This window comes from Buttiauxella sp. S19-1, assembly GCF_022134725.1.
Lineage (GTDB): Bacteria > Pseudomonadota > Gammaproteobacteria > Enterobacterales > Enterobacteriaceae > Buttiauxella > Buttiauxella ferragutiae.
On sequence record NZ_JAHWLU010000035.1, the window covers coordinates 1 to 25535 of the forward strand.

The 25535-nt window shown below is 49.7% G+C and carries 24 protein-coding genes; 9 read left to right on the plus strand and 15 right to left on the minus strand.

The features are described 5' to 3' along the window. Positions 1-295: 295 nt before the first annotated feature. The 4 genes from MES37_RS10225 to MES37_RS10240 form a co-directional block, all read right to left on the minus strand. A complete protein-coding gene (locus MES37_RS10225) occupies positions 296-1621 on the minus strand; it encodes an MFS transporter (protein ID WP_064542225.1) in 1326 nt (441 codons plus the stop codon). Between the two features lie 283 nt (positions 1622-1904). After that, positions 1905-2534: a DapH/DapD/GlmU-related protein gene (locus MES37_RS10230; RefSeq protein WP_237931255.1), complete on the minus strand. Its 630-nt coding sequence runs from the start codon at positions 2532-2534 to the stop codon at positions 1905-1907. Between the two features lie 83 nt (positions 2535-2617). Then, positions 2618-3628, minus strand: coding sequence for an inner membrane protein YhjD (gene yhjD, locus MES37_RS10235; RefSeq protein ID WP_064542232.1), 1011 nt, complete (start codon positions 3626-3628; stop codon positions 2618-2620). Positions 3629-3683: 55 nt separating this feature from the next. Beyond that, the gene (locus MES37_RS10240) at positions 3684-4583 is read right to left on the minus strand and encodes a LysR family transcriptional regulator (RefSeq protein WP_064542234.1); all 900 of its coding nucleotides are present in this window, start codon (positions 4581-4583) and stop codon (positions 3684-3686) included. Between the two features lie 119 nt (positions 4584-4702). Between MES37_RS10240 and MES37_RS10245 the strand changes: the two genes are divergently transcribed. Then, positions 4703-5461: an SDR family NAD(P)-dependent oxidoreductase gene (locus tag MES37_RS10245; protein WP_237931256.1), complete on the plus strand. Its 759-nt coding sequence runs from the start codon at positions 4703-4705 to the stop codon at positions 5459-5461. Positions 5462-5557: 96 nt separating this feature from the next. Here MES37_RS10245 and MES37_RS10250 read toward each other — a convergent pair whose 3' ends face one another. Continuing rightward, positions 5558-6085, minus strand: coding sequence for a GNAT family N-acetyltransferase (locus tag MES37_RS10250; protein WP_083963246.1), 528 nt, complete (start codon positions 6083-6085; stop codon positions 5558-5560). A gap of 208 nt (positions 6086-6293) precedes the next feature. After that, entirely contained in the window at positions 6294-6467 is a 174-nt protein-coding gene (locus tag MES37_RS10255) for a DUF1127 domain-containing protein (protein WP_074388507.1), read from the minus strand. A gap of 176 nt (positions 6468-6643) precedes the next feature. Here MES37_RS10255 and MES37_RS10260 point away from each other — a divergent pair, with 176 nt between their 5' ends. Both MES37_RS10260 and MES37_RS10265 read left to right on the plus strand, forming a co-directional pair. Beyond that, the gene (locus MES37_RS10260) at positions 6644-8062 is read left to right on the plus strand and encodes an aminotransferase-like domain-containing protein (protein ID WP_064542240.1); all 1419 of its coding nucleotides are present in this window, start codon (positions 6644-6646) and stop codon (positions 8060-8062) included. 102 nt (positions 8063-8164) lie between these two features. After that, the gene (locus MES37_RS10265; protein ID WP_237931257.1) at positions 8165-9781 is read left to right on the plus strand and encodes an STY4199 family HEPN domain-containing protein; all 1617 of its coding nucleotides are present in this window, start codon (positions 8165-8167) and stop codon (positions 9779-9781) included. Positions 9782-9924: 143 nt separating this feature from the next. Here the strand turns inward: MES37_RS10265 and MES37_RS10270 are convergent, their stop codons facing one another. From MES37_RS10270 to MES37_RS10285, 4 genes are all read right to left on the minus strand, one after another. Further along, entirely contained in the window at positions 9925-10257 is a 333-nt protein-coding gene (locus MES37_RS10270; RefSeq protein ID WP_064542246.1) for a hypothetical protein, read from the minus strand. Positions 10258-10337: 80 nt separating this feature from the next. Continuing rightward, a complete protein-coding gene (locus MES37_RS10275; protein WP_133522166.1) occupies positions 10338-10598 on the minus strand; it encodes a hypothetical protein in 261 nt (86 codons plus the stop codon). A 299-nt stretch (positions 10599-10897) separates the two neighbouring features. Continuing rightward, positions 10898-12250: a glutathione-disulfide reductase gene (gene gorA, locus MES37_RS10280; protein WP_064542251.1), complete on the minus strand. Its 1353-nt coding sequence runs from the start codon at positions 12248-12250 to the stop codon at positions 10898-10900. Between the two features lie 92 nt (positions 12251-12342). Beyond that, the gene (locus tag MES37_RS10285) at positions 12343-13185 is read right to left on the minus strand and encodes a 23S rRNA (adenine(2030)-N(6))-methyltransferase RlmJ (RefSeq protein WP_064542254.1); all 843 of its coding nucleotides are present in this window, start codon (positions 13183-13185) and stop codon (positions 12343-12345) included. Between the two features lie 168 nt (positions 13186-13353). Between MES37_RS10285 and prlC the strand changes: the two genes are divergently transcribed. Together prlC and rsmJ are read left to right on the plus strand one after the other, a co-directional pair. Continuing rightward, complete coding sequence (prlC, locus tag MES37_RS10290; protein ID WP_064542256.1) at positions 13354-15396, plus strand: oligopeptidase A; 2043 nt, start codon at positions 13354-13356, stop codon at positions 15394-15396. An 8-nt stretch (positions 15397-15404) separates the two neighbouring features. Next, a complete protein-coding gene (gene rsmJ / locus MES37_RS10295; protein ID WP_237931258.1) occupies positions 15405-16157 on the plus strand; it encodes a 16S rRNA (guanine(1516)-N(2))-methyltransferase RsmJ in 753 nt (250 codons plus the stop codon). Positions 16158-16422: 265 nt separating this feature from the next. Here rsmJ and uspA read toward each other — a convergent pair whose 3' ends face one another. Beyond that, positions 16423-16860: a universal stress protein UspA gene (uspA, locus tag MES37_RS10300; protein WP_034460563.1), complete on the minus strand. Its 438-nt coding sequence runs from the start codon at positions 16858-16860 to the stop codon at positions 16423-16425. Positions 16861-17225: 365 nt separating this feature from the next. On the opposite strand from uspA, the gene uspB reads away from it, so the two are divergent. Continuing rightward, on the plus strand, positions 17226-17561 hold the full coding sequence (gene uspB / locus MES37_RS10305) for a universal stress protein UspB (RefSeq protein ID WP_064542541.1): 336 nt from the start codon (positions 17226-17228) through the stop codon (positions 17559-17561). A 78-nt stretch (positions 17562-17639) separates the two neighbouring features. Here uspB and pitA read toward each other — a convergent pair whose 3' ends face one another. Then, positions 17640-19142, minus strand: coding sequence for an inorganic phosphate transporter PitA (gene pitA / locus MES37_RS10310; protein WP_237931259.1), 1503 nt, complete (start codon positions 19140-19142; stop codon positions 17640-17642). Between the two features lie 229 nt (positions 19143-19371). Between pitA and MES37_RS10315 the strand changes: the two genes are divergently transcribed. The 3 genes from MES37_RS10315 (at position 19372) to MES37_RS10325 (ending at position 22728) form a co-directional block, all read left to right on the plus strand. Further along, complete coding sequence (locus tag MES37_RS10315) at positions 19372-20565, plus strand: NAD(P)/FAD-dependent oxidoreductase (RefSeq protein ID WP_064542265.1); 1194 nt, start codon at positions 19372-19374, stop codon at positions 20563-20565. A 134-nt stretch (positions 20566-20699) separates the two neighbouring features. Then, positions 20700-21254 (plus strand): hypothetical protein, encoded by a 555-nt coding sequence (locus MES37_RS10320; protein WP_064542544.1) that lies wholly within the window; start codon positions 20700-20702, stop codon positions 21252-21254. A gap of 241 nt (positions 21255-21495) precedes the next feature. Further along, positions 21496-22728 (plus strand): MFS transporter, encoded by a 1233-nt coding sequence (locus MES37_RS10325; RefSeq protein WP_237931264.1) that lies wholly within the window; start codon positions 21496-21498, stop codon positions 22726-22728. Between the two features lie 6 nt (positions 22729-22734). Here the strand turns inward: MES37_RS10325 and MES37_RS10330 are convergent, their stop codons facing one another. From MES37_RS10330 to MES37_RS10340, 3 genes are all read right to left on the minus strand, one after another. Continuing rightward, complete coding sequence (locus MES37_RS10330) at positions 22735-23439, minus strand: LuxR C-terminal-related transcriptional regulator (RefSeq protein ID WP_064542271.1); 705 nt, start codon at positions 23437-23439, stop codon at positions 22735-22737. 264 nt (positions 23440-23703) lie between these two features. Beyond that, complete coding sequence (locus MES37_RS10335; protein ID WP_064542274.1) at positions 23704-24171, minus strand: hypothetical protein; 468 nt, start codon at positions 24169-24171, stop codon at positions 23704-23706. Beyond that, the gene (locus MES37_RS10340) at positions 24168-25028 is read right to left on the minus strand and encodes a winged helix-turn-helix domain-containing protein (RefSeq protein WP_064542277.1); all 861 of its coding nucleotides are present in this window, start codon (positions 25026-25028) and stop codon (positions 24168-24170) included. Before MES37_RS10340 ends, MES37_RS10335 begins: the two co-directional genes overlap by 4 nt. Positions 25029-25535: the final 507 nt, after the last annotated feature.

Below are 25535 nucleotides of genomic sequence, written 5' to 3' on the forward strand. Positions count from 1 at the left end.
AATGTCAGGAACATTTTTGAACAACGCTTGCGTTGGCCACGAAGTGGTTCGGCACAGGGATGTGCCGAATAAACGAATCGCGAACGACCCCGAATGTTGGGTGAAAAACGGTGTTTACCGCTTTAGCGGCGATTGATTTGCCGGGCGCCTGGATTATCAAGGGGTTGGCGTTAACCCCTTGATACGTTCACCGTTTTCTGGAATTAAAGAGATAACTGAACGCACGGGTGAACGGAAAATCAGCGAGGCTTACAGATCTCACCCTGACAAGATTGCCAGGGTGAGGGTGAAAAAACTAAAGCGACAAATGACGGGTCTCTTTAGACACCAGCAACGCAACCAGCGTAATCGCTGACATCGCCGCCAGATACAAACCGACGTAGAACAAACCGTAATTCGCCTGCAGCCAGGTGGCAATATACGGCGCTACCGATGCCCCCAGAATCGACGCCACGTTATACGAGAACGATGCTCCGGTATAACGTACTTCGGTTGGGAATAACTCTGGCAGCAGCGCACCCATTGGGCCGAATGTCAGCCCCATCAGGCTCAGGCCAATCAGCAAGAACGCCATCACCAGCGTCGGGTTACCGGAACCCAACAGCGGCTGGAACACGGCTAACGCAAACACAATCATCAGGCTGGTGATGACAATCATGCATTTACGGCGACCAAACTTATCCGCCAGATAACCGGCAATCGGCACCATTACGCCAAAACCAATTACCGCCATCATCAGCATCCACAACACATCGTTGCGTGAGAAGCCGAGGCCCTTCGGCACCGCAGCGGTGCTGAAGGTCATCGAATAAACCGTCATGATGTAGAACAGCGTGTAAGTCGCCAGCATGATAAACGTGCCAATAATCGTCGCTTTCAGGTGCTTGCTCAGCAGTGTACCGAGCGGGATTTTCACCTGTTTGCCTGCTTTGGCAATTTTGGCGAACACCGGCGTTTCATGCAGCGAAACACGCACATACAGGCCGATAATCACCAGCACCGCAGACAGGATAAACGGCACGCGCCAGCCCCATGACATGAACTGCTCGTCAGTCAGCAACCAGGAGAGCAGCAGGAAGGTGCCGTTGGCAAAGAAGAAGCCGATTGGTGCACCCAACTGTGGGAATGAACCGTATAGCGCACGTTTGCGCGGCGGAGCGTTCTCAGTAGCCAGCAACGCAGCACCACCCCACTCACCACCCAGACCTAAACCTTGCCCGAAGCGTGCCAGTGCCAACAGCATTGGCGCTAATACACCGATGGTTTCGTAGCCCGGCAACAGGCCAATTAAGACGGTTGAAACACCCATCGTTAAAAGTGATGCCACCAGGGTCACTTTGCGACCAACTCGGTCACCAAAATGGCCGAACAGCGCGGAGCCAATCGGACGAGCCACAAAGGCGATGGCGAACGTAGCTAGCGACTGGAGTGTCGCCGCGGTTGGATCACCTTGCGGGAAGAAGATATGCGGGAAAACAATCACCGCCGCAGTGGCGTAAATATAGAAATCGAAAAACTCGATGGCGGTGCCGACAAGCGAGGCAACGACAACTTTTCCGCGTGAGTTGACCGGCGTGGAGTCAGTTTCGGTATTGATTGAATTAGCGATGGTGGCCTGCATATTATTTTCTTATTTATATCGAACGAAAGGCCATATTACGCACAGCAAAAGGCGTATTTCAACGCGCGCTTGCGCAACGTCCTGTGCGATTAATAAGCAATAAGAGGATAATTTTTAGTCCAGAAAATAAATGTCCATGTCATGCTTCTCATATTTAAAAAATCAGTTAATAAAACTGCTTTTAGGTTAAATAAAAGTTACAGGTTGGATTTATGTGCTGATGGGGGCTTTCGTAGGGCGGATAAGCGCTAGCGTCATCCGCCACATTCACGGAGATAGCGGATTACGCTTCATGCTCCCAGCGTGCGCAAAAGCGCTCAATATCGCCCGCCTGGAAGTCGCTAAGATGCGTCATCAGTTTTTCCAGTGGCCAATCCCACCAGGCAATACGCTGTAGGCTGGTGGCTATCTCTACCGGGAAGCGCGAACGGATCATTTTGGCAGGCACGCCGCCAACAATGGTGTAGGGCGCGACATCTTTGCTCACTACCGCACCGGCGGCTAACACTGCGCCATCACCGATTGTCACGCCAGGCAGCACAATCACACCGTGGCCAATCCAGACATCATTGCCAATTAGCACCTTCGCATCGTGACGATCGGCAAAAAACTGCCGATCGCGGCGGGCATTAGCGTCGTAATACTCCGGGCAATAGGTAAAACGGTGTTGTGAGGCTCTGTCCATCGGGTGATTAGGTGCACCAATGCGTACCTGATTGGCGATGGCGGTGAATTTGCCGATCACGCTATCTGCAACACAACAATGCTCGCCTATGTAGGAAAAGTCCCCGAGCGTGCTGTATTCCATCACGCTGTGCGCGAGGACTTCACATTGTTCACCAATCTGGGTTTCACGCAGGCGGACGCTGGGGGCGATATACGTTTGCTGAAGTTTGGCTGTGGCGGCGGTCATGCTTTTCTTTCCTGGTCAGGTATCGGGATTAGGGATTGCCCGCGTTGGGCAAACCCTAATCATGACAGGAAAGAATGACAGAATTATTTATGCGTTTTGCCCGGCATACGCGGGTCATCTTTGTATTCGGCGGTGGCAATCCACGCGGCGCAGAACAGCGTCAATCTGGCGAAGAAATAGAAAAATGCCATTAAACCTAAGACCGAACCAAACGCCGCGCCAGAAGGGGATTTAATCAGCGCAGGCAGGCTGTAAGTCATGATGATTTTGATCACTTCAAAGCCAATGGCTGCAATCAATGTGCCGCGCATCAGCGCTTTTTTACGCGGGCGGTGGCGTGGCAGTCGCCAGAAAATCCAGAAGAACAGCAGGTAGTTAGCAGAAATAGAAATAACCAACCCGACCAGATGCCAGACCGGTTTTAACCACTCGATGCCGTCGAGATGCAGCAGGCCAATCAGCATGGTTTGCGCGGAACCGGCAACGGAAGTGATGGATAACGTCACTACCAGCGCAACCAGCAAACCTATCAATGACACCAAATCACGCAGATATTTGGTCCAGAATTTTTCCTGGTCTTGCGCTGTCCGCTCCCACTTATCTCGCGATTGCGCGCGCACTGCTTCACGCAAATTGCCCATCCAGTTAATACCGGAATAGAGCGCAATCAGCAGGCCGACCAGGCCGACTGTGGTGCGCTGTTGCACCGCCGTATTGATGGTGTTTTGCAACGTCGCGGCAAGTGTTGGCTCGCTAACATTGGCGAGGATTTTTTCGAAAATCTCCTCCAGCAGCGTGGGGTGCGAGGCGAGGATATAACCGGCGGCAGCAAACGCCACCATCAGAATTGGGATGAGCGACAGGAACGAAAAATAGGTAATTGCCGCGCCAAACTGGTTCCCCATGCGGTCATTAAACCGTTCGGCTGCCCTTATCAGGTGCGCAACAACAGGGTTACGCTCGACACGCCCGACAGTGTTATTCACGCTGTCGATGGTTTTATTGACCTTCTCATTACTGGTTTTGATTTTGACTATCGGCTCATAGTCGAGTGTTTCCGTTGGGCGTTTTTCGGTGTTATCCGGCACTGTCATCAGGTGATTTTTCCTTTTGTTTTAGCAGGATCTTAAAGAAAGTATAGCGGGGATGCTAATCAACATACCCTTTCACCAGCCCGGTCAGCCACTCCATAAACAAATGAACACGGCGAGAGAGGTTGCGGCGATGGGGATAAAGCAGCGAAACAGGCATCGGTTCGGCGCGGTATTGCGGCAGGATTTCCACCAGTTTTTTACTCTTGAGCTGGTCTTTAACGCCGATGCGCGGTGCCTGAATAATCCCGAGCCCGGCAAGGCACGCCGCTTGATAGGTTTCGGTGCTATTCACGGTGATGACGCCACCGGTTTTTATCCAGCGGGTAGTTTTATCGAGAAAAACTTCAAAGCCTTGCGGACGACTACCGAGGTTTGGCGCGTAATGCACCACCGCGTGAGACGCGAGATCGTCAAGGTTTTCCGGATAACCAAAACGCTCCAGATAATCGGGGCTGGCGCAGTTAATTAAAGAGAGTTTCCCCAATGGCCGTGCAACCAGGCCTGAATCTTTAAGCTGCCCCACGCGCACCACGCAATCGAACCCTTCGCGCACCACATCCACTATGCGATCGCTACTGCTCAACTCAAGTTCAATACCAGGATACTGCTGTAAGAAGGCGGGAAGTTTGGGGATCACCAAATTTTTTGCCACCCCAACGGGCATATCCACACGCAAGCGCCCGCTAACACTGCTGGGGTCATGCAGGAATAGCCCGTCGAGTTCGTCAAGATTGGCTAATAGATCGCGACAGCGCTCGTAATAAACCATGCCGTCTTGCGTCAATTGCACACGCCGCGTGGTGCGATGCAATAACCTTGTTCCCAGCATGCCTTCTAGCGCCTGAATTTGGCGCGATACGCTACCTTTAGGAAGGCCCAGAGTGTCTGCTGCGCGAGAAAAACTCTCCAGTTCAGCCACTCTAATGAATAACTGCATTGCTTGTATTTTATCCACTTTTTTCTCGCATTGTTGTTGTCAGTGAAACAGTGATGCGCAATTTGCACTCTTTATTGATTTTGTAGCAGCTAATAAGCTGTATCTCAATCACCGAACAGTCATCGAAGGGGTAAATCATGAGTCAACCAATCGCATTAGTGACCGGCGGCAGCCGTGGATTAGGTAAAAACGCAGCTTTGAAGCTGGCGGCGCGCGGCGTGAATATAATTCTGACTTACAACAGCCAGCAGCAAGAAGCGCTCAATGTGGTGCGTGAAATTGAGCTAACTGGCGTGAAAGCGGTAGCAATTCAATTGAATGTCGCCGAAAGTGCTGGCTTTAGCGCTTTTGCAACTGAAGTAAAGCAACAGTTGCATGATGTCTGGCAGCGCGACTCGTTTGATTATTTATTAAACAATGCTGGAACGGGTATCGATACGCTGTTCGAAAAAACAACAGAGCAACAATTTGATGATTTAATGAACATCCATTTGAAGGGGCCATTCTTCCTGACTCAGCAGTTGCTGCCACTGATTAAAAACGGCGGGCGTATCCTGAATGTGTCGACGGGTTTAACGCGTTTTACACTGCCGGGAAAAGCGGCTTACGCCGCAATGAAAGGGGCGATGGAAGTGCTGACGAAGTACCAGGCTAAAGAGCTGGGTGCGCGCGGAATTGCGGTCAATATCATTGCTCCTGGCGCGATTGCCACCGACTTTGGCGGCGGTGTGGTGCGTGACAATGAACAGGTGGCCAATGCTATCGCTTCACAAACCGCGCTGGGCCGCGTTGGGCAACCGGATGATATTGGTGATGCGATTGCGGTGCTGCTGAGTGATGAAAGCCGCTGGATGAATGCGCAGCGCATTGAGGTTTCTGGCGGGATGTTCTTGTAAGCCTGGGCCGCGGTTATGTCGGATGACGCTAACGCTTATCCGACCTACAAAACCGCTTTCGTAGGGTGGATTAGCGCAAGCGATATCCACCGTGTTTTATTGGAACTCACCGCGCAACAAGCCAAAAATCCAGTCGTCTTGCCAGATCCCGCCAAGAAAGTAATTTTCGCGCAGTATCCCTTCTGGCTGAAAACCTGCTTTTTCCAGCACCTTCTTTGAACCTATATTGCCTACCGTTACTGTCGCGGTCAGTTTGCGCATCGCGCATTTTTCAAAGGCAAACCGGCACACGGTATGCAGCGATTCATAACCGTAACCTTGCCCGTGAAAGAGCGGGTCGAGGATAAAGCCCACCTCCGCCATGTCGTCGTCACCGCGGACAAAACCAGTGAAGCCAATCAGCGTCCCGTCATGTTTATCGCGCATCGCAAGACACAACCAATGGCGGCTGTGTAATTCCCAGCGCACCAGGCGTGAATTAAATATCTGGCGGATTTCCGCCTCTTTGCGGTTATCAGAGACATAACGCATCACGACGGGGTCTTGTTGTAGCCGTAAAAAGCTCGACCAGTCCTGCTCGCTAATTTGCGTTAAGTTCAGTCGTGGTGTGGAGAGTGAAAGCATGTTGATCGCTCTGCTATGTGGGTACACATAAACATTACATATACCCATCATACTTCAAGTTGCATTTTTGTTGGCTACGCTTACTCACCCGCATCACTTACTTGTGTAAGCTCATCGGGACTCGCTCGTTTGCCGTCGCGATGCATCTTGAATTATTTTGGGCATAGCAAAAAATAACGGCGCCAATATTTAGCACCGTTATTAAGTGTTATTGCCAGCGTGATAAATCATCCGTTGTCAGTCCAATATCGCGTAATTGTTCCTTATTCAGCCCTTTTAGTACGCGCGCCGTCTGGCGTTGTAACCAGCGTTGCCGGAAATAATGATAAATCATCACAAAACCATAAAACGGTTTGCGCGGACGGTTTTCTTCAAAGCCCATGATGTTGCTCCTCTTGTCAGTTCGAGGTTCATCATGCGCCGCCATACAGATAGCTGACAGATTCAAATATTACTTTTATTTAACATACAGAAGCGCTAAAACATGAACTGAATGGCAAGTTTATCGTCATTCTGTACTGGTTTTACTGTCTGTATGGTTGATTAAGAGGATACAGCATGACGCGCTACCAACATCTGGCCACTTTACTGGCCGAACGTATTGAACAAGGGCTGTATCGCAGTGGCGAGCGCTTACCGTCGGTGCGCAGCCTGAGCAGTGAACATGGCGTCAGTATTAGCACCGTACAGCAGGCTTATCATCTTCTTGAAGACAAACAGCTGATTTCACCGCAGCCACGTTCCGGTTATTTCGTCACACAACGCAAAGCACAACCGCCCGTTCCACAACTGACTCGTCCGGTACAGAGGCCGGTTGAGATCACGCAGTGGGACGCTGTGCTTGAGCAACTTGTTGCCCGTGAAGCAGGCGATATTGTCGCTTTTGGTAGCGGTGCGCCGGATGTGACACAACCGACCATCAAACCGTTATGGCGTGAACTCAGCCGCATTGCGCAATATCAGCAACCCGAATTGCTCGGCTATGACAGCATTCATGGTATGCGCACGCTGCGCGAGCAAATTTCCCGCCTGATGCTGGATAGCGGTTGTGTGGCATCGGCTGACGATATTCTGATTACCACCGGTTGTCATGAAGCCTTGTCGATTGCCATCCGCGCGGTCTGCGAGGCGGGCGACATCGTGGCGGTGGAGTCTCCATCATTTCATGGCACCATGCAGATGCTGCGGGCATTTGGTATTAAAGTTGTTGAAATACCAACGGATTCTGTGACAGGGATCAGCGTGGAAGCACTAGAGTTAGCGCTGGAACAGTGGCCGATTAAAGCGGTAATTCTGGTGCCAAACTGCAATAACCCACTCGGGTTTATCATGCCGGATGCTCGTAAAAAAGCGGTGCTGAATCTCGCGCAACGTTTTGATATTGCCATCATTGAGGATGATGTTTACGGCGAGCTGGCCTATGAATATCCCCGCCCGATGACCATCAAGTCGATGGATGTCGATGGCCGAGTGCTGTTGTGTAGCTCTTTTTCTAAAACGCTGGCGCCAGGTTTGCGCGTCGGCTGGATTGTACCGGGCCGCTATCTTGACCGTGCTTTGCACATGAAATACATCGTCACCGGCAGCACTTCGACCTTTGCACAACTCGCGGTGGCGGAGTTTATTCGTAACGGCAACTACCATCGCCACCTGCGGCGGATGCGCCAACTTTATCAACGTAATCTCGAGGATTTTACCTGCCATGTGCGGCACTATTTCCCGTGCGGTATCTGCGTCAGTCGCCCACAGGGCGGCTTTATGATGTGGGTTGAGCTACCGGAAAATATCGATATTGTGCCGATTTGCTGTGCACTGCGCGAAGAGCATATTCATATTGCGGTGGGGTCTTTGCTTTCAGCATCCGGGAAGTATCGTAATTGTTTGCGCCTCAATTACGCCATGCCGTGTGATGCAGCCACCGAAGCGGCGCTGCGTAAAACCGGTGAAGCGTTAAATCAGGTAGTCGAAAACGCGTAGTTTTCCCTCTCTTTTATGGCCATTGTGCAGGTAACTGTTGCGTTAGTCTGTTGCGTAATAGCGCCTTTCTAGTCAGGCGCTCGTACCCAATAAAGGATAACCATGACCAGCACTGCACAGTTGCTGATGCGGGATAAATTTGAGACTTGCCTGAGCGTTTGCCGCCAGGCGTCATTGCAAATCCTGCCACTGCTTTCTATCAAAGCCTCTGAAGGCAAAGATCCGCAATGGTTTTTTCAACAGCTTGAGCAGGCTCGCCTGGCGCTGGGTAGTTGGATGGAGGTAGCAAAGCGGTTAAACCTTAACGATGCGGAGCTTTCGCAGTTCACCCTACTGTTGCGCCATTTCCAGCAGTTGGTGCCGCAATATGAAAGCGGCCAGGAAATCAGCCATAACCAACTTATTTCCGCACTGCGTTTCGTCAGTTATCTCGAGCTGGTACGCCTGAGGCAGCCACTACTGGGTTATTCAACCGATCTCGACACCCATAGTGAAGCGCAGCAACAAAAAGCGTTACGCCAGATGCGCGCGCTGGAATTAATGCTGCGAGGGATGATTAATAAATGTTATCCCAGCCAATCGCAGCTGGTGAATAAACTGAAGAAGCAGTTTGGTGCTGACTGTGTGCGTCGTTGGTTAAAACATGGCGAGCAGGGTGATGTGTTAAGTGGGATGCGATTTAGCGAACTGGCGTTATTGGTGGTCGATAAAAAGGAGTTTGCCAACCACTATGCCGAAATACTTCACAGCTCACCGCAGCTGAATCTATTTATTGATCAACGTAAAACACTACAAACCTTCCTCGACGACGTGCGTGAAATTCGCAATAACCTCATTCAACAACCGCCACTCACTTCTGTGCAACTCGTTTTACTGGATAGCTATTACCACGAATGTAGTGCGGCGGTTCAGCGTGCCTTTGATGAAGGGCGGACAACAGTAAACCCATCCGCACTGATGGCCGCTGATGACGCTCAGGTACAAGCATTTATTGAGCTGGCGCAGAAAAAATATCGCGAAGCGGGGCGTGATACGGAAGAAGTGCGTGACACCATTGATCACCCCGACTTGCGGCATAGCAAAAAAAAGCAGGATACCGGTGAAACGCTACGCATGATGATGTGGTGCGTGACAGGTATCGCTTTGATTAGCATCGCTATTTTCGGCATGTACTTTCTGAGTGATCTTACAAATGAACCCGCGCTGGCACAACGTGAGGCGGCGAAAGTGACCGCAATTGATTCACTGCCGCTAAGCGAGAGTGCGCGTGAAAAGCTGGCGAATATTGGCATCACATGGGAAGAGGGTAATTTGCGATCGGCCATTGAGCGTGGTGATTCTACTGTGGTGCGTTTGTTCATGCAAAGCGGCATGAACTGGAAAGTCTATTACACCGAATCCGCGCTGGCCGCAGATTACCGCGATGCACTCTACGCTTTGCTGCAATACCGTTCGCAAATGGATGAAGAACGCCCGTGTCGGCGCATGGTAAGGACTATCAGCCAGGCGATGAACGACGGGCAAAGTCTCACTTCGCTACGTAAACAATTTCTGCAAACTTTTTGCCGTAACCCTGAGGTTATCGAGTGGCAGAAAGAAGATTTAGAACGAGCAAAACAACGGTTAAGTGCGCAACAACAACGCAATTCTGAGCCAGCCACAAGCGACGCAAAACGTGCTGTGGAGATTCAGAAAGCGATTTACGATGCGATACGTTGAAAACAACGGACCGATTTTGTAGGTCGCAGAATCGATAGCGTCATCCGACACTTTTATCTGTAACAACGGGCACAAAGGGTGGATGACGCTATCAATTATCCACCCTTTATCCACCCTTTAACACCCGATTTCAGGCTTCAGGATCAGTGAGAAGCTTCGCCGATCAGCGCACCGCCGCCTGCACCTACTGCCGCGCCTTTCAACACGCTATTGCCGGTTGCGGCCGCCGCAACGCCACCCACAGCAGCACCAATTGCGCCGCCTTTGCGAGCTGCTTTACCGGTGTCTCCGCTCTTGAACATAGCACCTGTACCGCCGCCGACCACCGCGCCACCCACGGTGCTTTTCACGCTTTTACCAGTCGCAGCACCAATTGCAGCACCGGCGAGTGCGCCACCCGATGTTTTATCAAGAGCCAATACGTTGCCTGAAAAAGCGAAAGATAAAATCAATAAACCTGGAATATATTTTTTCACTAACTTGTCCTCCTGGACATAAATATGCGCATTCACTCGCGCTTCGATTTTATTCTGCTCAGCCTTGGAAATTGCCAGTTTTAATATTTAATATCGCGTGCTTCCTGGCGGCCATCTTGTTTGCTTTGGCGTTTATCCTGGCGACAATCATGATTGCTTTTATCATTACTGACCACACAAGAACGTTTATCCTGCCGTGCATCTTGACGCGTGTCCTGACGAGTATCCCGAGCTTCGCGGCGTTGCTGGCCTTGGGTTGTTGCATTTGCAGCACTAATGGATAGTGTTGACATAAGCACTATGCCGGTCAGTATACCAACGAGGGTATATGTCTTGTTCATTAGATAATTCCTGGAATATAAGTGATACGATCCGAATAAATCAAAATTGAAGCAAAAAAAACCTAAGCAGTATAAGTTCGTCAGTTATGTCTAAATGTAACCAAATAGTTTGAAATATATATTATTTTGCACTTATACGGGTTTTATTGCATTTCCAAATAAGAATTAATGAGTTAGCGTTTTGATTATTTGAGCTGGTTTTTTGCGAGGTGGGCTGATGCAGGCATTAAAAAGGCCGTGGATATTAAGATCCACAGCCTGTTGATTTATTTCTCGTCTTAGCAAGACGAAAGCGTAATTTAGCGCATAGTCACGAATTCTTCCGAACCAGTCGGGTGAATTGCCACTGTGTTATCAAAATCTTTCTTAGTCGCACCCATTTTCAGTGCCACCGCGAAGCCTTGCAGCATTTCATCCATACCGTAACCGATGCCGTGAATACCGACGATTTTCTCGTCCGGGCCTGCACATACCAGCTTCATGCGGCATGGCTGGCGGTGTGAGGTTACTGCGGTGTACATCGCGGTGAAGGACGATTTATAGACTTTCACGTTGTCGTCGCCGTATTGCTCACGCGCTTGTGGTTCGGTTAAGCCGACCGTGCCGATTGGCGGGTGGCTGAACACTACTGTTGGCACGTTGCTGTAATCCAGATGCTCATCCGGCTTGTTGTTAAACAAACGCTCAGACAGACGACGGCCTGCCGCTACGGCAACTGGAGTCAGTTCCACCGCACCGGTGTTATCGCCCACGGCATAAATGCCCGGCACGCTGGTGTTCTGGAATTTATCGACTTCGATATAACCTTTGGCGTTGGTTTTCACACCGGTCGCCGCCAGGTTGAAGTTGTCCGTCTCTGGTTCGCGGCCAATCGCCCAAATCAGGCAATCTACCGTTTCGGAACGGCCATCTTCCAGATGCAGAGTCAGGCTGCCATCGGCATTCTTCTCAATGGCTTTTGGCACCGCCTGGGTGTGCAGCGTCGGGCCTTCGGTGTTAATCACTTCCAGCAGCGTTTCGACAATCAGCGGATCAAAAGTACGCAGCGGCGCGTGTTGGCGCACAAACAGGTGAGTTTCGGAACCCAGCGCGTTCACCACACCAGCGATTTCAACCGCGATGTAGCCTGCGCCCACTACAGCAATGCGTTTTGGCAGCGCGGGTAGTGCGAAGAAACCATCGGAATCAATACCGAATTCTGCACCTGGAATGGACGGGCGGCTTGGACGGCCACCGGTGGCAATCAGGATGTGGTCTGCGGTAATGGTTTCGCCGTTGACTTCCACGGTGTGCGCGTCGACAAATTTGGCAAAGCCACGAATCACGTCAACGTTGTTTTTACCCAGCACGTTGTCGTAAGAGGTGTGGATGCGGTCGATATACGCGGTACGGCTGGCGATCAGTTTGTCCCAGTCGAACTTATTGACGGTGGTATCAAAACCATAATCCGGACCGTAATTGTGGATGGCTTCGGCGATTTGCGCCGCATGCCACATGACTTTTTTCGGCACGCAACCCACGTTGACGCAGGTGCCGCCCAGCTCTTTCGCCTCAATCAGTGCGCATTTCTTTCCATACATTGCCGCACGGTTAATGGAGGCAATACCGCCGCTGCCGCCGCCAATGGCGAGGTAGTCATAATGTTTGGTCATGATGTTTCCCTTTTGAGTCGAAAAATATGCGCGATTGTAGCGCGCCGAGAAATTTTAGAGCGAAGGTTCCACCGATAGCTGTAATAGCCGGTTTACTCAGGCACAACCCAGCTCAGAGTGGTAGACCCGGTGCCAGCCGGAACCAGGGTTTTATGCAGCCACGGCAGTACATTAGCCATTTGCTGCTCGAGTTTCCACGGTGGGTTGATAACAATCATGCCTGAAGCTGTCATGCCGCGGCGGTCGCTGTCTGGCAGAACGGCCAGCTCGATTTGCAGAATACGGCGAATACCGGTTTCTTGCAGTTCGCGCAGCATACGTTTGATTTGCTGGCGCATAACCACCGGATACCACAGCGCATAAGTCCCTGTAGCAAAACGCTTATAGCCTTCGTTAATGCCTGTCACAACGGCCTGGTAGTCGGTTTTAATCTCGTACGGCGGGTCGATAAGAATCAGACCACGGCGTGAAACTGGCGGCAGTTTTGACTTCAACTGAGTGTAACCGTCCGCACGTTCAACGCGAGCGCGGTTGTCTTTCTGGAATTCAGAACGCAGCAGCGGGAAATCTGATGGGTGCAGTTCGGTCAGTTGCAGGCTGTCTTGCTCGCGCAAAAGCTGGCGCGCAATCAGCGGGGAGCCTGGGTAGTAACGCAGTTGGCCGCTGTGGTTATAAGCTTTAACCGCACCGATGTATGCTTCAAGTTCAGCAGGCAAATCATCGTGTTGCCAGATGCGGCCGATACCTTCCAGGTACTCACCGGTACGCTCGGCGTGCTCGCTGCTCAGTTTGTATCGGCCAGCGCCTGCGTGAGTATCCAGATACAGAAAAGGCTTATCCTTCTCTTTTAAGGATTCAATAATCAGACTTTGAACGGTGTGTTTCAGTACGTCGGCGTGGTTGCCGGCGTGAAAGCTGTGGCGATAACTGAGCATGGCTTGAAGGGTTTCCAAAGACAAAAGAAGAACAACTATTCTGCACAGTATACAGCCTTATGCTCACCGCCTGGCATTGAAATTAACTACACTAAGCCTCATGTTAAAAGGTATTGCTTTTTAGCGCGCCTGGCGCGCTTCACTTATCAGACATCAGGAACCGCGCTTATGACCAATCCATTGTTGACGCCTTTCGACCTGCCGCCGTTTTCCGCTTTGAAACCTGAACATATTGTCCCTGCCGTGCAGCAAGCGCTGGATGATTGCCGTGCGAAAGTCGAAAGTGTGGTGGCGCAGGGCGCACCTTATAACTGGGATAATCTTTGCCAGCCGCTGGCTGAAGTGGACGACCGTCTGGGGCGTATTTTCTCGCCGGTCAGCCATTTGAATTCAGTACAAAACAGTCCAGAACTGCGTGAAGCCTACGAGCAGACGCTGCCGTTGCTGTCCGAATACAGCACCTGGGTGGGTCAACACGAAGGACTTTATCAGGCATACCGCAACCTGCGTGATGGCGCGTATTACGCGGATCTTAGCGTTGCAGAGAAGAAGGCCGTGGATAACGCACTGCGTGACTTCGAGCTGTCTGGCATTGGTTTGCCAGAAGAAAAACAGAAGCGTTATGGCGAAATCGCGGCGCGCTTGTCTGAACTGGGTTCGACCTACAGCAACAACGTGCTGGATGCGACTCAGGGCTGGACCAGGCTGATTACCGATGATGCCGAGCTTTCTGGTATGCCGGAGAGCGCCATGGCGGCTGCTCGTGCGCAGGCCGAAGCCAAAGAACAAGACGGCTGGTTGCTGACGCTGGATATCCCAAGCTATTTGCCGGTGCTGACTTACTGCGACAACCGCGAACTGCGTGAAGAAATGTACCGCGCCTATGCGACTCGCGCCTCCGATCAAGGCCCGAATGCCGGTAAGTGGGACAACACGCCGGTAATGGAAGAGATTCTGGCGCTGCGCCACGAACTGGCGGAACTGCTGGGCTTTGGCAACTATGCAGAAAAATCTCTCGCCACCAAAATGGCCGAAAACCCGCAGCAGGTGCTGGAGTTCTTAACCGATCTGGCGAAACGTGCGCGTCCACAGGGCGAAGCGGAACTGGCGCAACTGCGTGCGTTCACCCAAAAAGAATTTAACGTCACCGAGCTGGAACCGTGGGACATCACCTATTACAGCGAAAAACAGAAACAGCATTTGTATAGCATCAGCGACGAGCAACTGCGCCCGTACTTCCCGGAAGACCGCGCGGTAAACGGCCTGTTTGAAGTGGTGAAACGCATTTACGGCATCACCGCCAAAGAGCGTAAAGATATCGACGTCTGGCATTCTGATGTGCGTTTCTTCGAGCTGTACGACGAGAAAAATGAGTTGCGCGGTAGCTTCTACCTCGACTTGTATGCCCGTGAAAACAAGCGCGGCGGGGCGTGGATGGATGATTGCGTCGGCCAGATGCGCAAAGCTGATGGCTCGCTGCAAAAACCTGTCGCTTACCTGACCTGTAACTTTAATCGCCCGGTCAATGGCAAACCGGCGCTGTTCACTCACGATGAAGTGATCACATTGTTCCATGAGTTCGGCCACGGTCTGCACCATATGCTGACTAAAGTCGAAACCGCGGGCGTTTCTGGCATTAACGGTGTGCCGTGGGATGCGGTCGAGTTGCCGAGCCAGTTTATGGAAAACTGGTGCTGGGAGCCGGAAGCGCTGGCGTTTATCTCCGGCCATTACGAAACCGGTGAGCCACTGCCAAAAGAGCTGCTGGATAAAATGCTGGCAGCGAAGAACTACCAGGCCGCGCTGTTTATTCTGCGTCAGCTTGAGTTCGGCTTGTTCGACTTCCGGCTGCATGCGGAATTTAACCCAGAGCAGGGCGCGAAAGTGCTGGAAACGCTGTACGAAATCAAGAAGCTGGTTGCGGTTGTGCCGTCACCGAAGTGGGGCCGTTTCCCACATGCGTTCAGCCATATCTTTGCTGGCGGTTATGCAGCGGGTTACTACAGCTATCTGTGGGCCGATGTGCTGGCGGCGGATGCGTTCTCACGCTTTGAAGACGAAGGTATTTTCAACCGCGAAACTGGGCAGTCGTTCCTCGATAACATCCTGACCCGTGGCGGTTCTGAGGAACCAATGGAGCTGTTCAAACGCTTCCGTGGCCGCGAACCGCAGCTGGATGCGATGCTGGCTCATTACGGCATCAAGGGCTGATTTATTCTGTGAAAATCTGCCTGATAACTGAAACAGGCGCCGACTCCGGCGCCTTATCTATTTTGAGTGAACGCTGGGGGCTCGAGCATGATGAAGAGTCCCTGATGGCGTTGGTCTTAACGGCTGAACACCTTGAGTTGCGTAAACGCGATGAGCCAAAACTCGGCGGTATTTTTGTCGATTTTGTCTCGGGAGCGATGGCACATCGTCGCAAGTTTGGCGGTGGGCGCGGCGAAGCGGTAGCGAAAGCGGTGGGAATTAAGAGCGGTTATCTGCCCAATGTGGTGGATGCTACGGCGGGGTTGGGGCGCGATGCGTTTGTGCTGGCGTCCGTTGGCTGCCGCGTGCGGATGCTGGAGCGCAATCCGGTGGTTGCCGCGTTGCTGGATGATGGTTTGCGCCGTGGTTACCAGGATGCCGAAATCGGCGGCTGGTTGCAGGAACGTTTGCAGCTTATCCATGCTTCGAGCCTGACGGCATTAAGTGATATTACTCCGCGTCCGGAAGTGGTCTATCTCGACCCGATGTTCCCGCATAAGCAGAAAAGTGCGCTGGTGAAGAAAGAGATGCGCGTGTTCCAGTCGCTGGTGGGGCCGGACGAAGATGCTGATGGTTTGCTGGAACCTGCAAGGAGTCTTGCAACAAAACGCGTGGTCGTGAAACGCCCGGATTACGCGCCGCCGCTGGCGGGTGTGGAAACGCATAACGCGGTGGTCACCAAAGGCCATCGCTTTGATATTTATTCGGGTACGGCTGTTTAAACAACCCTCACCCCGACCCTCTCCCTGAGGGCGAGGGGGAAACCATACTATTCCCTCTCCCCCAGGAGGGGGAAACCATACTATTCCCTCTCCCCCAGGAAGGGGAAACCATACTATTCCCTCTCCCCCAGGAGGGGGAAACCATACTATTCCCTCTCCCCCAGGAAGGGGAAACCATACTATTCCCTCTCCCCCAGAAGGGGGAAACCATACTATTCCCTCTCCTGGGGGAGAGGGTTAGGGTGAGGGCTAAAAAGTTTTAAGCTTAATCTTCGTCTTCGTCACGCAATGGAACAATCAACATATCAACGTGAACGGTGTTGATCAGCTGACGAGCGGAAGACATCAGTTTGCTCCAGAAATCCTGGTGGTGACCACAGACCACTAAATCCATATCGTATTTCTTAATCGCATCCACCAGAACCTGGCCAAGATCGCCGCTGCCGCTCAGGGTTTCAGTGATTGGGTAACCCGCACCGGTAGACAGCTCGCTCAGTGCGTGGTGAGTTTCTTCAGAAATGCGTTTCTGCATATCACCCAGATTTACATCGATCAATCCGGTATAGAGATCGGAGTAATTTACATCGACATGAATCAGGGAAACCTTAGCGTTGTATGGACGAGCCATAGAAACTGCTTTTTCCACCAGTACTTTGCTCTCCGGGGAGAGGTCTACCGCGATCAGAATGTGTTTGTAAGCCATAATTTTACTCCTTCCATAAGTTGTCGATGACCAGCCTGGCCGGGTAACACGATGCCGCTAAATAACGTTACCCGCGTGTAAAGACCTAAATTGTAGATGATATTTCTACCCTATAGCGAACGATAGATATCGTAAATGTGTCATCGCCGTATACATTTAAGCTTTATATGGCCTTTATCGCTTTGATAAAGGTTAACGATGTGGCAAAAAAATTAACGGATCTCCTACACTATTAAATAAGCCGTTCCGAAATAGTAATGTGAACTGGATCGGTTTTTTGGGCTCGCTGAACGGTCTTTCTGGTTTTCGGGGTGAGAGGTTGCCCTGGAGTGATGTACTGGGGCTTCACCGGGAGGGGAATTATGATGATCAGCACCGTCGCGCTTTTTTGGGCGCTTTGTGTAGTTTGTGTGGTGAATATGGCGCGTTATTACTCATCTTTGCGCGCATTGCTGGTGGTACTGCGCGGATGCGATCCGCTGTTGTATCAATATGTCGATGGAGGCGGTTTTTTTACCTCTCACGGGCAGCCTAGCAAACAGATTCGCTTAGTGAGTTATATCTACGCCCAGCGTTATCTCGATCATCACGACGACGAGTTTATCCGCCGCTGTGAACGCCTGCGCCGCCAGTTTATTTTGACCAGCGCGTTGTGTGGGCTTGTGATGATTAGCCTGATCGGTTTGATGATTTGGCATTAGGGGTTTGAAAATAGCGCATAAAAAAGCGGGCCAGTATTCTGACCCGCTTTTTGTTGTTTCTATCTCACTGCTTCACGGTTAAATGAAGTGCAGTGAAATCCAGTAAAGAGTACCGGAAAGCACAATCGACACCGGCAAAGTGAACACCCAGGCCATCAGGATGTTGGTTACCGTTTTACGCTGCAAACCACCACCATCAACCACCATCGTCCCCGCTACGGAAGAAGAAAGTACGTGAGTGGGAGAAACCGGCATACCGGTGTAGCTCGCAATACCAATGGAGACGGCGGCGGTCACCTGCGCGGACATACCCTGCGCATAGGTCATGCCTTTCTTACCAATCTTCTCACCGATAGTTGTTGCCACACGACGCCAGCCGATCATGGTACCGATGCCGAGCGCCAGAGCGACCGCCATGATAATCCAGATTGGTGCGTACTCGATGGTATACAGCAAGTCAGTTTTCAGCTTTTTCAGGAAGCGCTTATCGTCCGGTTTGGTTTCCGGCAGCTTAGCGACTTTTTCTGAAGTGTCAGAGATACAAAGCAACAGACGGCGCATCTGGCTGCGCTGTTCAATATTCAGCTTATCGTAGCTGTCGATATTGCCCAGCAACTCTTTGGCACGCTGTACTGCAATCATGGCGCGGCTGGCATCGCAATGGAACTCAGCAGGTTTATCCTGGCCTTTCACTTCTTCAGGCGTTGGGATGGCCGGGTTGAGATCAATCACGTGCTTAATCGCATCGCTGTGCAGCGCGTAGTATTGCTCCAGGTGGGTGATGGCATCACGAGTACGAGCGATGTCGTAACCGGAAGCATTCATATTCACCACAAAGCCCGCAGGCGCCACACCAATCAGCACCAGCATTATCAAACCAATGCCTTTCTGACCATCGTTAGCACCATGAGAGAAGCTCACGCCAATAGCGGAGATAATCAGGGCGATACGGGTCCAGAATGGTGGTTTTTTCTTGCCGTCTTGTTTTTCACGTTCAGCAGGTGTCAGGTGAATACGGCGGCGCTTCTTGGTGCCGCTCCAGTAGCGACGTAGCAAAAAGATTAACCCGCCCGCAACCACCAGACCCACAATTGGCGACAGGATCAACGACATGAAAATTCCAATTACTTTCGGAATATTCAGCGCATCAACCACCGAAGTACCGGTCATCAACGCGTTCGTCAAACCAATACCAATGATGGCACCGATAAGCGTATGGGAGCTGGATGCCGGCAGACCAAAATACCAGGTGCCGAGGTTCCAGATGATAGCGGCCAACAACATAGAGAACACCATGGCGAGGCCATGAGCGGACCCTACGTTCAACAGCAGATCGGTTGGCAACATATGCACAATCGCATACGCCACGCTCAATCCGCCGAGCAGAACGCCGAGGAAGTTAAATAACGCAGCCATTGCCACCGCGAGTTGCGATCGCATTGCACGCGTATAGATAACAGTTGCCACTGCATTCGCAGTGTCATGGAAGCCATTGATCGCTTCGTAGAAGAGAACAAATGCCAGGGCAAGTAATAACAAGAGCCCGGTATGTAGATCCAGGCCGGTAAACAGAAATTCCATAGACGTTACGCCATTGTGAGGACATGAACGCGGCGCATTATGTAAGACAACTCCGTAATGCGCCAACAGAAATATGGCCTTTTCTTGATGTTTGTTAGTTGAACGTCAAACATTGAAAAGATTTACATATTTATTTTCAATCACCTGCAATTGTTAAGACGCATTTAGCTGGTGCGACCTGCCCGCTATCTTTACAATTCCTTTCATTAAGCATAGTCGGGAGTAGGTCGTGGGAAAGTTTGATGCCGTTATTATTGGTGCAGGTGCCGCAGGAATGTTCTGTGCAGCGATGGCAGGACAGGCAGGAAGCCGTGTTTTGCTTATCGATAACGGTAAAAAGCCGGGCCGTAAAATCCTGATGTCCGGAGGCGGGCGTTGCAACTTTACTAATCTTTATATCGAGCCTGCGGCATATCTCAGCCAAAACCCTCATTTTTGCAAATCTGCCCTTGCGCGTTATACCCAATGGGATTTTATCGACATGGTCAGTAAGCACGGTATCGCCTGGCATGAGAAAACGCTCGGCCAACTTTTTTGCGATGATTCCGCGCAGCAAATTGTCGATATGCTGGTGGCCGAATGTGAGAAAGGGCAAGTCATCACGCGCCTGCGCAGCGAGGTGTTAGGCATCGAACGTGACGAAAACGGCTATGCCATCCAATTAAATGGCGATACCGTTCAAGCGGCAAAATTAGTCATTGCGACCGGTGGGTTGTCAATGCCTGGCCTTGGAGCCACACCGTTCGGCTATAAAATTGCCGAGCAGTTTGGGCTGAAAGTGTTACCGACTCGCGCCGGTCTGGTGCCATTTACCCTTCACAAACCTCTGCTCGAACAATTACAGGTACTGTCTGGCGTTTCTGTACCGTCAGTGATCACGGCAGAAAACGGGGTCAGCTTCCGTGAAAGCTTGCTGTTTACCCATCGCGGCCTCTCTGGTCCTGCGGTATTGCAGCTTTCCAGTTACTGGCAACCTGGCGAGTTTGTGAGCGTTAACTTACTTCCTGATACCGATCTCGACGAGCTTCTCAACGAGCAGCGCAACGCGCACCCGAATCAAAGCCTGAAAAACACCTTAGGTATGGTGCTACCAAAACGTCTGGTGGAATGTTTGCAACAGCTCGGGCAAATTCCGGACGTTACGCTAAAACAACTCAACACCCGTCAACAAAGCGAATTGACCGACACCCTGCAAAACTGGCGTGTACAACCGAACGGCACCGAAGGTTATCGCACTGCGGAAGTGACGCTGGGCGGAGTGGACACTAAAGAACTCAGTTCGCGCACCATGGAAGCGCGTAATGTGCCTGGTCTCTATTTCATTGGTGAAGTGATGGACGTTAGCGGCTGGTTAGGTGGCTATAACTTCCAGTGGGCGTGGAGTTCCGCCTGGGCTTGTGCTCAGGATTTGGCTGGTGAGTGAACCATTCAATGTGGCGTAGTGAGGATTTTTAGTATGAAGATACAAGAAGAAGACCTGGTAAAATGGGAAACACAGAACATAAATGATAAATTCCTCACCTTATGTCCTCCCTGTATTTATTGAGAGTGTTCGTAATGAAAGAAAATCCGAACGAGTTTATCCGGCGCTGTGCATTCCATCAGAACATTAGTAGCCAACAAACCGGGTTCATATTTCTGCTGATACTTCCTCTTATGGGATTCAGTGGAATTATGCAGATCCCGCCTTCACCAAGTAACTCTTTGGAAGAAAATATCATCAGCATACTGCTAATATTATTAGTTCTGCTAACTTTGGCCGGAATAATATATGCATATATACAAGCAGGCAAAGCGGCCAAACTTGAGCGCATGAAAATAGCTGAAGCTGGTCAGGATGGTTTTTACATTGACATCTATAAAGAAGGGCTCACTTTCAATCTCTACGATGCTCAATACCGACTCTTTGACCTTAAACAAACATTTGTTGCATGGGAAGATTTTTCCCGTATAGGTCATCATAAAGGGAAGGGTATTGGAAATCGCTTCTTAGCGATCAATTTTTCAAACACCACGGTCATAATTTTAGAACAAAATATGCATGTAGATGATTTTAATATGATCAAAAACCTCAGTCTTATTCATGTGCCAGATGAAAGCTTAGCAATATAGGGCGCTGATTCTTAACAGGTAATATGCTGTTTTTTTATGATGTAGGATATTTTCCTTCTGCAAGCGGGCCCAGATATGGAATGGTCGGCAGGATTTGGGACAAACAGTTATGCACGTTGTAAAATCCAGGTTGACCTTTACCTGTATCCCAAGATTAAGTATGCAACTTTAATGTTATTTTCAATTTTAAGTATACAACTTTATTGTCACTCTACATTGGCGGGCAATTAAGGTGGATAAAGTGCCGGCAGCGATACATTCCAGGCGGGCATTTCACTACGCTGCGTTTCGCCATTTGTTTTTTGCTCGTCTATTGACCGTTCTGGGCAATGGAATTGCACCGATTGCTCTGGCTTTCGCGGTGCTGGATATGGGCGGAACGGCGGCCGATTTGGGGATTGTTATTGCCGCACGTTCAATCTTTAACGTCGCTTTCTTGCTGATTGGCGGGGTGCTTGCCGATCGCTATTCCAGAAGCAAAGTTCTGCTCTATTCATCGGTTATCGCCGCAATATCTCAGGCGATCGCTGCCTGTTTGGTGCTGGATGGCTCAGCAACAATCATGTTGCTGGCGGTGCTGGGCGCAATAAATGGTGCGGCGGCAGGGACCTCATTGCCCGCTTCACAATCCATGGTTCCACAAACTGTGCCGGTGCACAGTCTGCGTGAAGCCAATGCTTTTATTCAGTTGGGTATCTATGGAGGGACGGTGATTGGGGCGTCGTTAGGTGGCGTTCTCACCAGTCTGACAGGTCCTGGATGGGGCCTGATGGTGGATGCCGTAGGATTTGCCGCATCGGCACCTCTTTACCTGATGATTCGCACCAGCTTCGCCCAGCCACAAGGTTCGCAATCTAATATTCTTCAGGATTTAAAAGATGGCTGGACCGAGTTCATTTCGCGCACCTGGGTCTGGGCCATCGTGGTGCAATTTACCATTGTTAATGCGGCATTTAGCGGTGTGATGATGGTGCTCGGCCCGGTCGTGGCGGATTCCACATTTGGCCGGGCGGGCTGGGGAATGGCGATTGCTGCGCAAAGCGTTGGCTTGATCGTCGGTTCCTTTATTGCTCTGCGCTGGCGGCCACGGCGCGATTTATTGATCGGCACCATGCTGGTGATATTTTGCGCCGGGCCGATTGTTATTCTGGCGCTACTCCCATCGACGGCACTACTGATGGCGGCGTTCTTTGTTGCCGGAGTCGGTTTTGGGTTGTTCGGCGTGGTCTGGGCGCAATCTTTGCAAACCCATATCCCACCGGAGAAACTGGCACGTGTGTATGCTTATGACGCGCTAGGTTCCTTCGTGGCGATTCCGATTGGCGAGCTTGCAGCGGGCCCGCTGGCGATGCACTACGGAAACTCCAGAGTCTTACTGGTTTCAGCCCTGGCAGTGGTGATAGCAACCGTTGCCGCAAGTTTCACGCCTGCTATCAGGCGGCTCGACAATTCGGTGCAAATCAGGGAGCACTAGCTAAAGTTATCCCTTTGCTGAGCAACAGGCTTTTTGCCCTGGTTGAAGAGCGGAGTTGAGTGGTATCACTTTCTTATCACTTACCACCGGTACTATCCGCCGGCAATAATAGGTTTCATCATTACGTGACGGCTCAATTTTGGTCTGAAGCTCCATAATGCTGGCGATAGTCCTGACTTCTGATAACGCAAAGAACAGTCTTCCAATACTGTGGGCGTTGGCTTTGAGCATAAATGACCGGCGATGAGCATAGACTGATTTGCAGTCAATCTTCAGTATGTCCTTAATCTCTTTGGTGCTTAATCCCGTTTCAACATACTCAATGATTTGCAATTCACGAGAAGTGGCTTTGTTGCGGTGACTCATTGATACACCCGTCATAAAACACTCTTTTCTCATGATTGCCGTCAGCGTCCTGAGCAGGCGTTCTTTTATATGTCTGTACGGCGCTTTACGATTAATGATCGTGTAATCATGAGAGGGCGACTGAAGGGATGGAATAATGCCATGAACCTTGTCATTTTTTACCACATAGATGAAATGACAATAGTTATTTTTTGCTAAGTGATCCAGAGCGCCTGGGTGCGACACATCGACGATACACATCCTGCCGTTGCACGGCATGTTCTGCATAATTCTCGCAGGAATATCGTCCAGTAATGCTCTGAAACCATTAATGAAATAATGGTCTGTTGATATAAGTTGAATCATAAATTAAAAGCCTAATACAGCGGTCAATATTTAGTTATAGGCTCGGCAGTATGTAAATTCAACAGCGTTAAATCGATATCACCTTACGTGATGGAATATAAGATGGTTAACTTAAGGTTATTAATTGACGTAATTTCGTGATTTTAATGTTTGCAGTTAAATATTTAAAAATGATTCAAAAGATGCTTTTAAAATATATCTAAGGCCATGCTCCGCGAGGAAAGTAGTGATGTTACTCGCGGAGCATGGCCTAAAATTTAGCAGTTAAAACTTACAATAAGCATAAGGCAGGTTTTCTTTTGTCAGCAGGTAAGCTGATTTGTTCAGTCTCTTGATTTCGACGTTGCCAATCCTCGATGGTTCAAGAAAAACCAGAGGAACGAGCCCACGCAGTTGCTCTATCGGGGCTGTATCTGCGACGGCCAGCGAGATCTCTTTCGACATCCAGACTGGGGCATTACCTTGCAGACTGGCCTGGAAGATAATACTACGATTGACCATGTATTCTTTCTTATCTGGCGCAGTAAAATAACCATTAATATTCACCAGACCGCTAGTCGGAGAGACGTTAAAATCAATAAGACCAGAAAAAACACGATCCTTGTTTGTCAATACAATATCAGTCGCACAGGTGAAGTTGGATGTCTTTTGGTTTTTGTTGTAAATCATAACAAGTAACGTTGAAGCAATTATGATGTAAGCAAATGACATTGCGGCGATGATTTTTTTCATTTTCGCACCTGTGGGTAAATTGGATAATAGTACGACACACAACTGGCTTCAGAGAAATAACTGAATTTTTTGTTGCAAACTAAAGCAGATACCCGGCTTATGTTTGTTGGCGCAGTGAGATAAATAATACTCTTGCTCTTACATATCGCATTTTCAGATTTGAGGATGCTATCAATTCTGTCTTTATCGAAGGTATCTGGGTCGATGTAGATGCTGCATTTGTTATCTATCAACGTATATTCGGTATAATCGCTGAAATAATCATCATTCAATAAAGAGTACAGGTAGGCTAATGAGCTTACAAAGAATATGGCTAAGACAGCACAGATAATTTTATTTTTTTTGTCGGTGTTGTGGACTGCCGCGATTGTTTTCTTATTCTTTCCTTCTACCAGGATTTCACACAACTCGTCGTCATGCTCCTCATCAGACTCATTGCTTTGCTCCTCGTCATGAAGAGCCGTAGCGACGACGGGTGTTGAATCGTAGAGGCTGCGTTCTGTCTTTTGCACATCAGTTTCTGATGCAATGCACAGCCCTTTTTTAGGTACTGTGATAATAAATTTATTGCTATAGCCAATGTGTACAAAGGCTTTTCTTAAGTTAAGGATACACTGGTAAAAAGTATTGTATGAGATGTTTTTATGGTTTTCAGGCCAGATAACAGACAGCAAATCATCATAGCTAACGATGTTTCCACGTTGCTCCAGTAAATGGACAAGGCAGCGAGTACATGTTGCATGCAGGGTATTGCTGGTATTTGTCTGCTGGTTGAATAAGCTCCGGGCATGAGGATCAAATATCACTATATTGTCTATGGTGAATATTTTATCTTTTGGCGGGTTCAAATCTGACATAAAACATTCCTGTTAATAAATCTAAAAACAATTCATATTAAATATTAATCCCGTACAAGCTTTACTCTACGCTAAATGGTCTGTTTTTAACATAAAGTGCAGAAAGGTTAATAGGATTTAGTTTTTCTGCCGTCAGAGTAAGGTGTGAAATAAATGTCTTTTAGATCATTGTCTTACGCTGTATTTTGGTAAGTGTTTCTGTTTGTGTAGTTCTTATGTATCTTATTTTATTGTGAATTGTGATGAATACTCCATTTTTCCAGCACTGCTTTCCCCTGGATTTGTCCCTTATTGAAATCACTTATTTATATCACATCGCGCAAGACTACTTTCTATCGCTGTTGGCTGGAGTTCCTTCGTGGTTTAGAAAATTTATAATGCTTTGATGATATTAATTATCATCTTATGGAGCATTTTTTTTGGAATCCTCTTATCACAATAGCTCATAAGTAGTATATCGACGAATAGCATAATAAGTGTTTGTATAAATTGTGATTCATTTGTTAT

Bases quoted from the DNA above. Each gene is read 5' to 3' on its own strand.
- MES37_RS10245 (WP_237931256.1), top strand. From the start codon at position 4,703: ATGAGTCAACCAATCGCATTAGTGACCGGCGGCAGCCGTGGATTAGGT.
- MES37_RS10285 (WP_064542254.1), bottom strand. From the start codon at position 13,185: ATGCTCAGTTATCGCCACAGCTTTCACGCCGGCAACCACGCCGACGTA.
- MES37_RS10225 (WP_064542225.1), bottom strand. From the start codon at position 1,621: ATGCAGGCCACCATCGCTAATTCAATCAATACCGAAACTGACTCCACG.
- MES37_RS10255 (WP_074388507.1), bottom strand. From the start codon at position 6,467: ATGGGCTTTGAAGAAAACCGTCCGCGCAAACCGTTTTATGGTTTTGTG.
- prlC (WP_064542256.1), top strand. From the start codon at position 13,354: ATGACCAATCCATTGTTGACGCCTTTCGACCTGCCGCCGTTTTCCGCT.
- MES37_RS10340 (WP_064542277.1), bottom strand. From the start codon at position 25,028: ATGTCAGATTTGAACCCGCCAAAAGATAAAATATTCACCATAGACAAT.
- uspB (WP_064542541.1), top strand. From the start codon at position 17,226: ATGATCAGCACCGTCGCGCTTTTTTGGGCGCTTTGTGTAGTTTGTGTG.
- MES37_RS10275 (WP_133522166.1), bottom strand. From the start codon at position 10,598: ATGAACAAGACATATACCCTCGTTGGTATACTGACCGGCATAGTGCTT.
- pitA (WP_237931259.1), bottom strand. From the start codon at position 19,142: ATGGAATTTCTGTTTACCGGCCTGGATCTACATACCGGGCTCTTGTTA.
- MES37_RS10250 (WP_083963246.1), bottom strand. From the start codon at position 6,085: ATGCTTTCACTCTCCACACCACGACTGAACTTAACGCAAATTAGCGAG.
- MES37_RS10230 (WP_237931255.1), bottom strand. From the start codon at position 2,534: ATGACCGCCGCCACAGCCAAACTTCAGCAAACGTATATCGCCCCCAGC.
- MES37_RS10335 (WP_064542274.1), bottom strand. From the start codon at position 24,171: ATGAAAAAAATCATCGCCGCAATGTCATTTGCTTACATCATAATTGCT.
- MES37_RS10265 (WP_237931257.1), top strand. From the start codon at position 8,165: ATGACCAGCACTGCACAGTTGCTGATGCGGGATAAATTTGAGACTTGC.
- uspA (WP_034460563.1), bottom strand. From the start codon at position 16,860: ATGGCTTACAAACACATTCTGATCGCGGTAGACCTCTCCCCGGAGAGC.
- MES37_RS10320 (WP_064542544.1), top strand. From the start codon at position 20,700: ATGAAAGAAAATCCGAACGAGTTTATCCGGCGCTGTGCATTCCATCAG.
- MES37_RS10260 (WP_064542240.1), top strand. From the start codon at position 6,644: ATGACGCGCTACCAACATCTGGCCACTTTACTGGCCGAACGTATTGAA.
- yhjD (WP_064542232.1), bottom strand. From the start codon at position 3,628: ATGACAGTGCCGGATAACACCGAAAAACGCCCAACGGAAACACTCGAC.
- MES37_RS10330 (WP_064542271.1), bottom strand. From the start codon at position 23,439: ATGATTCAACTTATATCAACAGACCATTATTTCATTAATGGTTTCAGA.
- gorA (WP_064542251.1), bottom strand. From the start codon at position 12,250: ATGACCAAACATTATGACTACCTCGCCATTGGCGGCGGCAGCGGCGGT.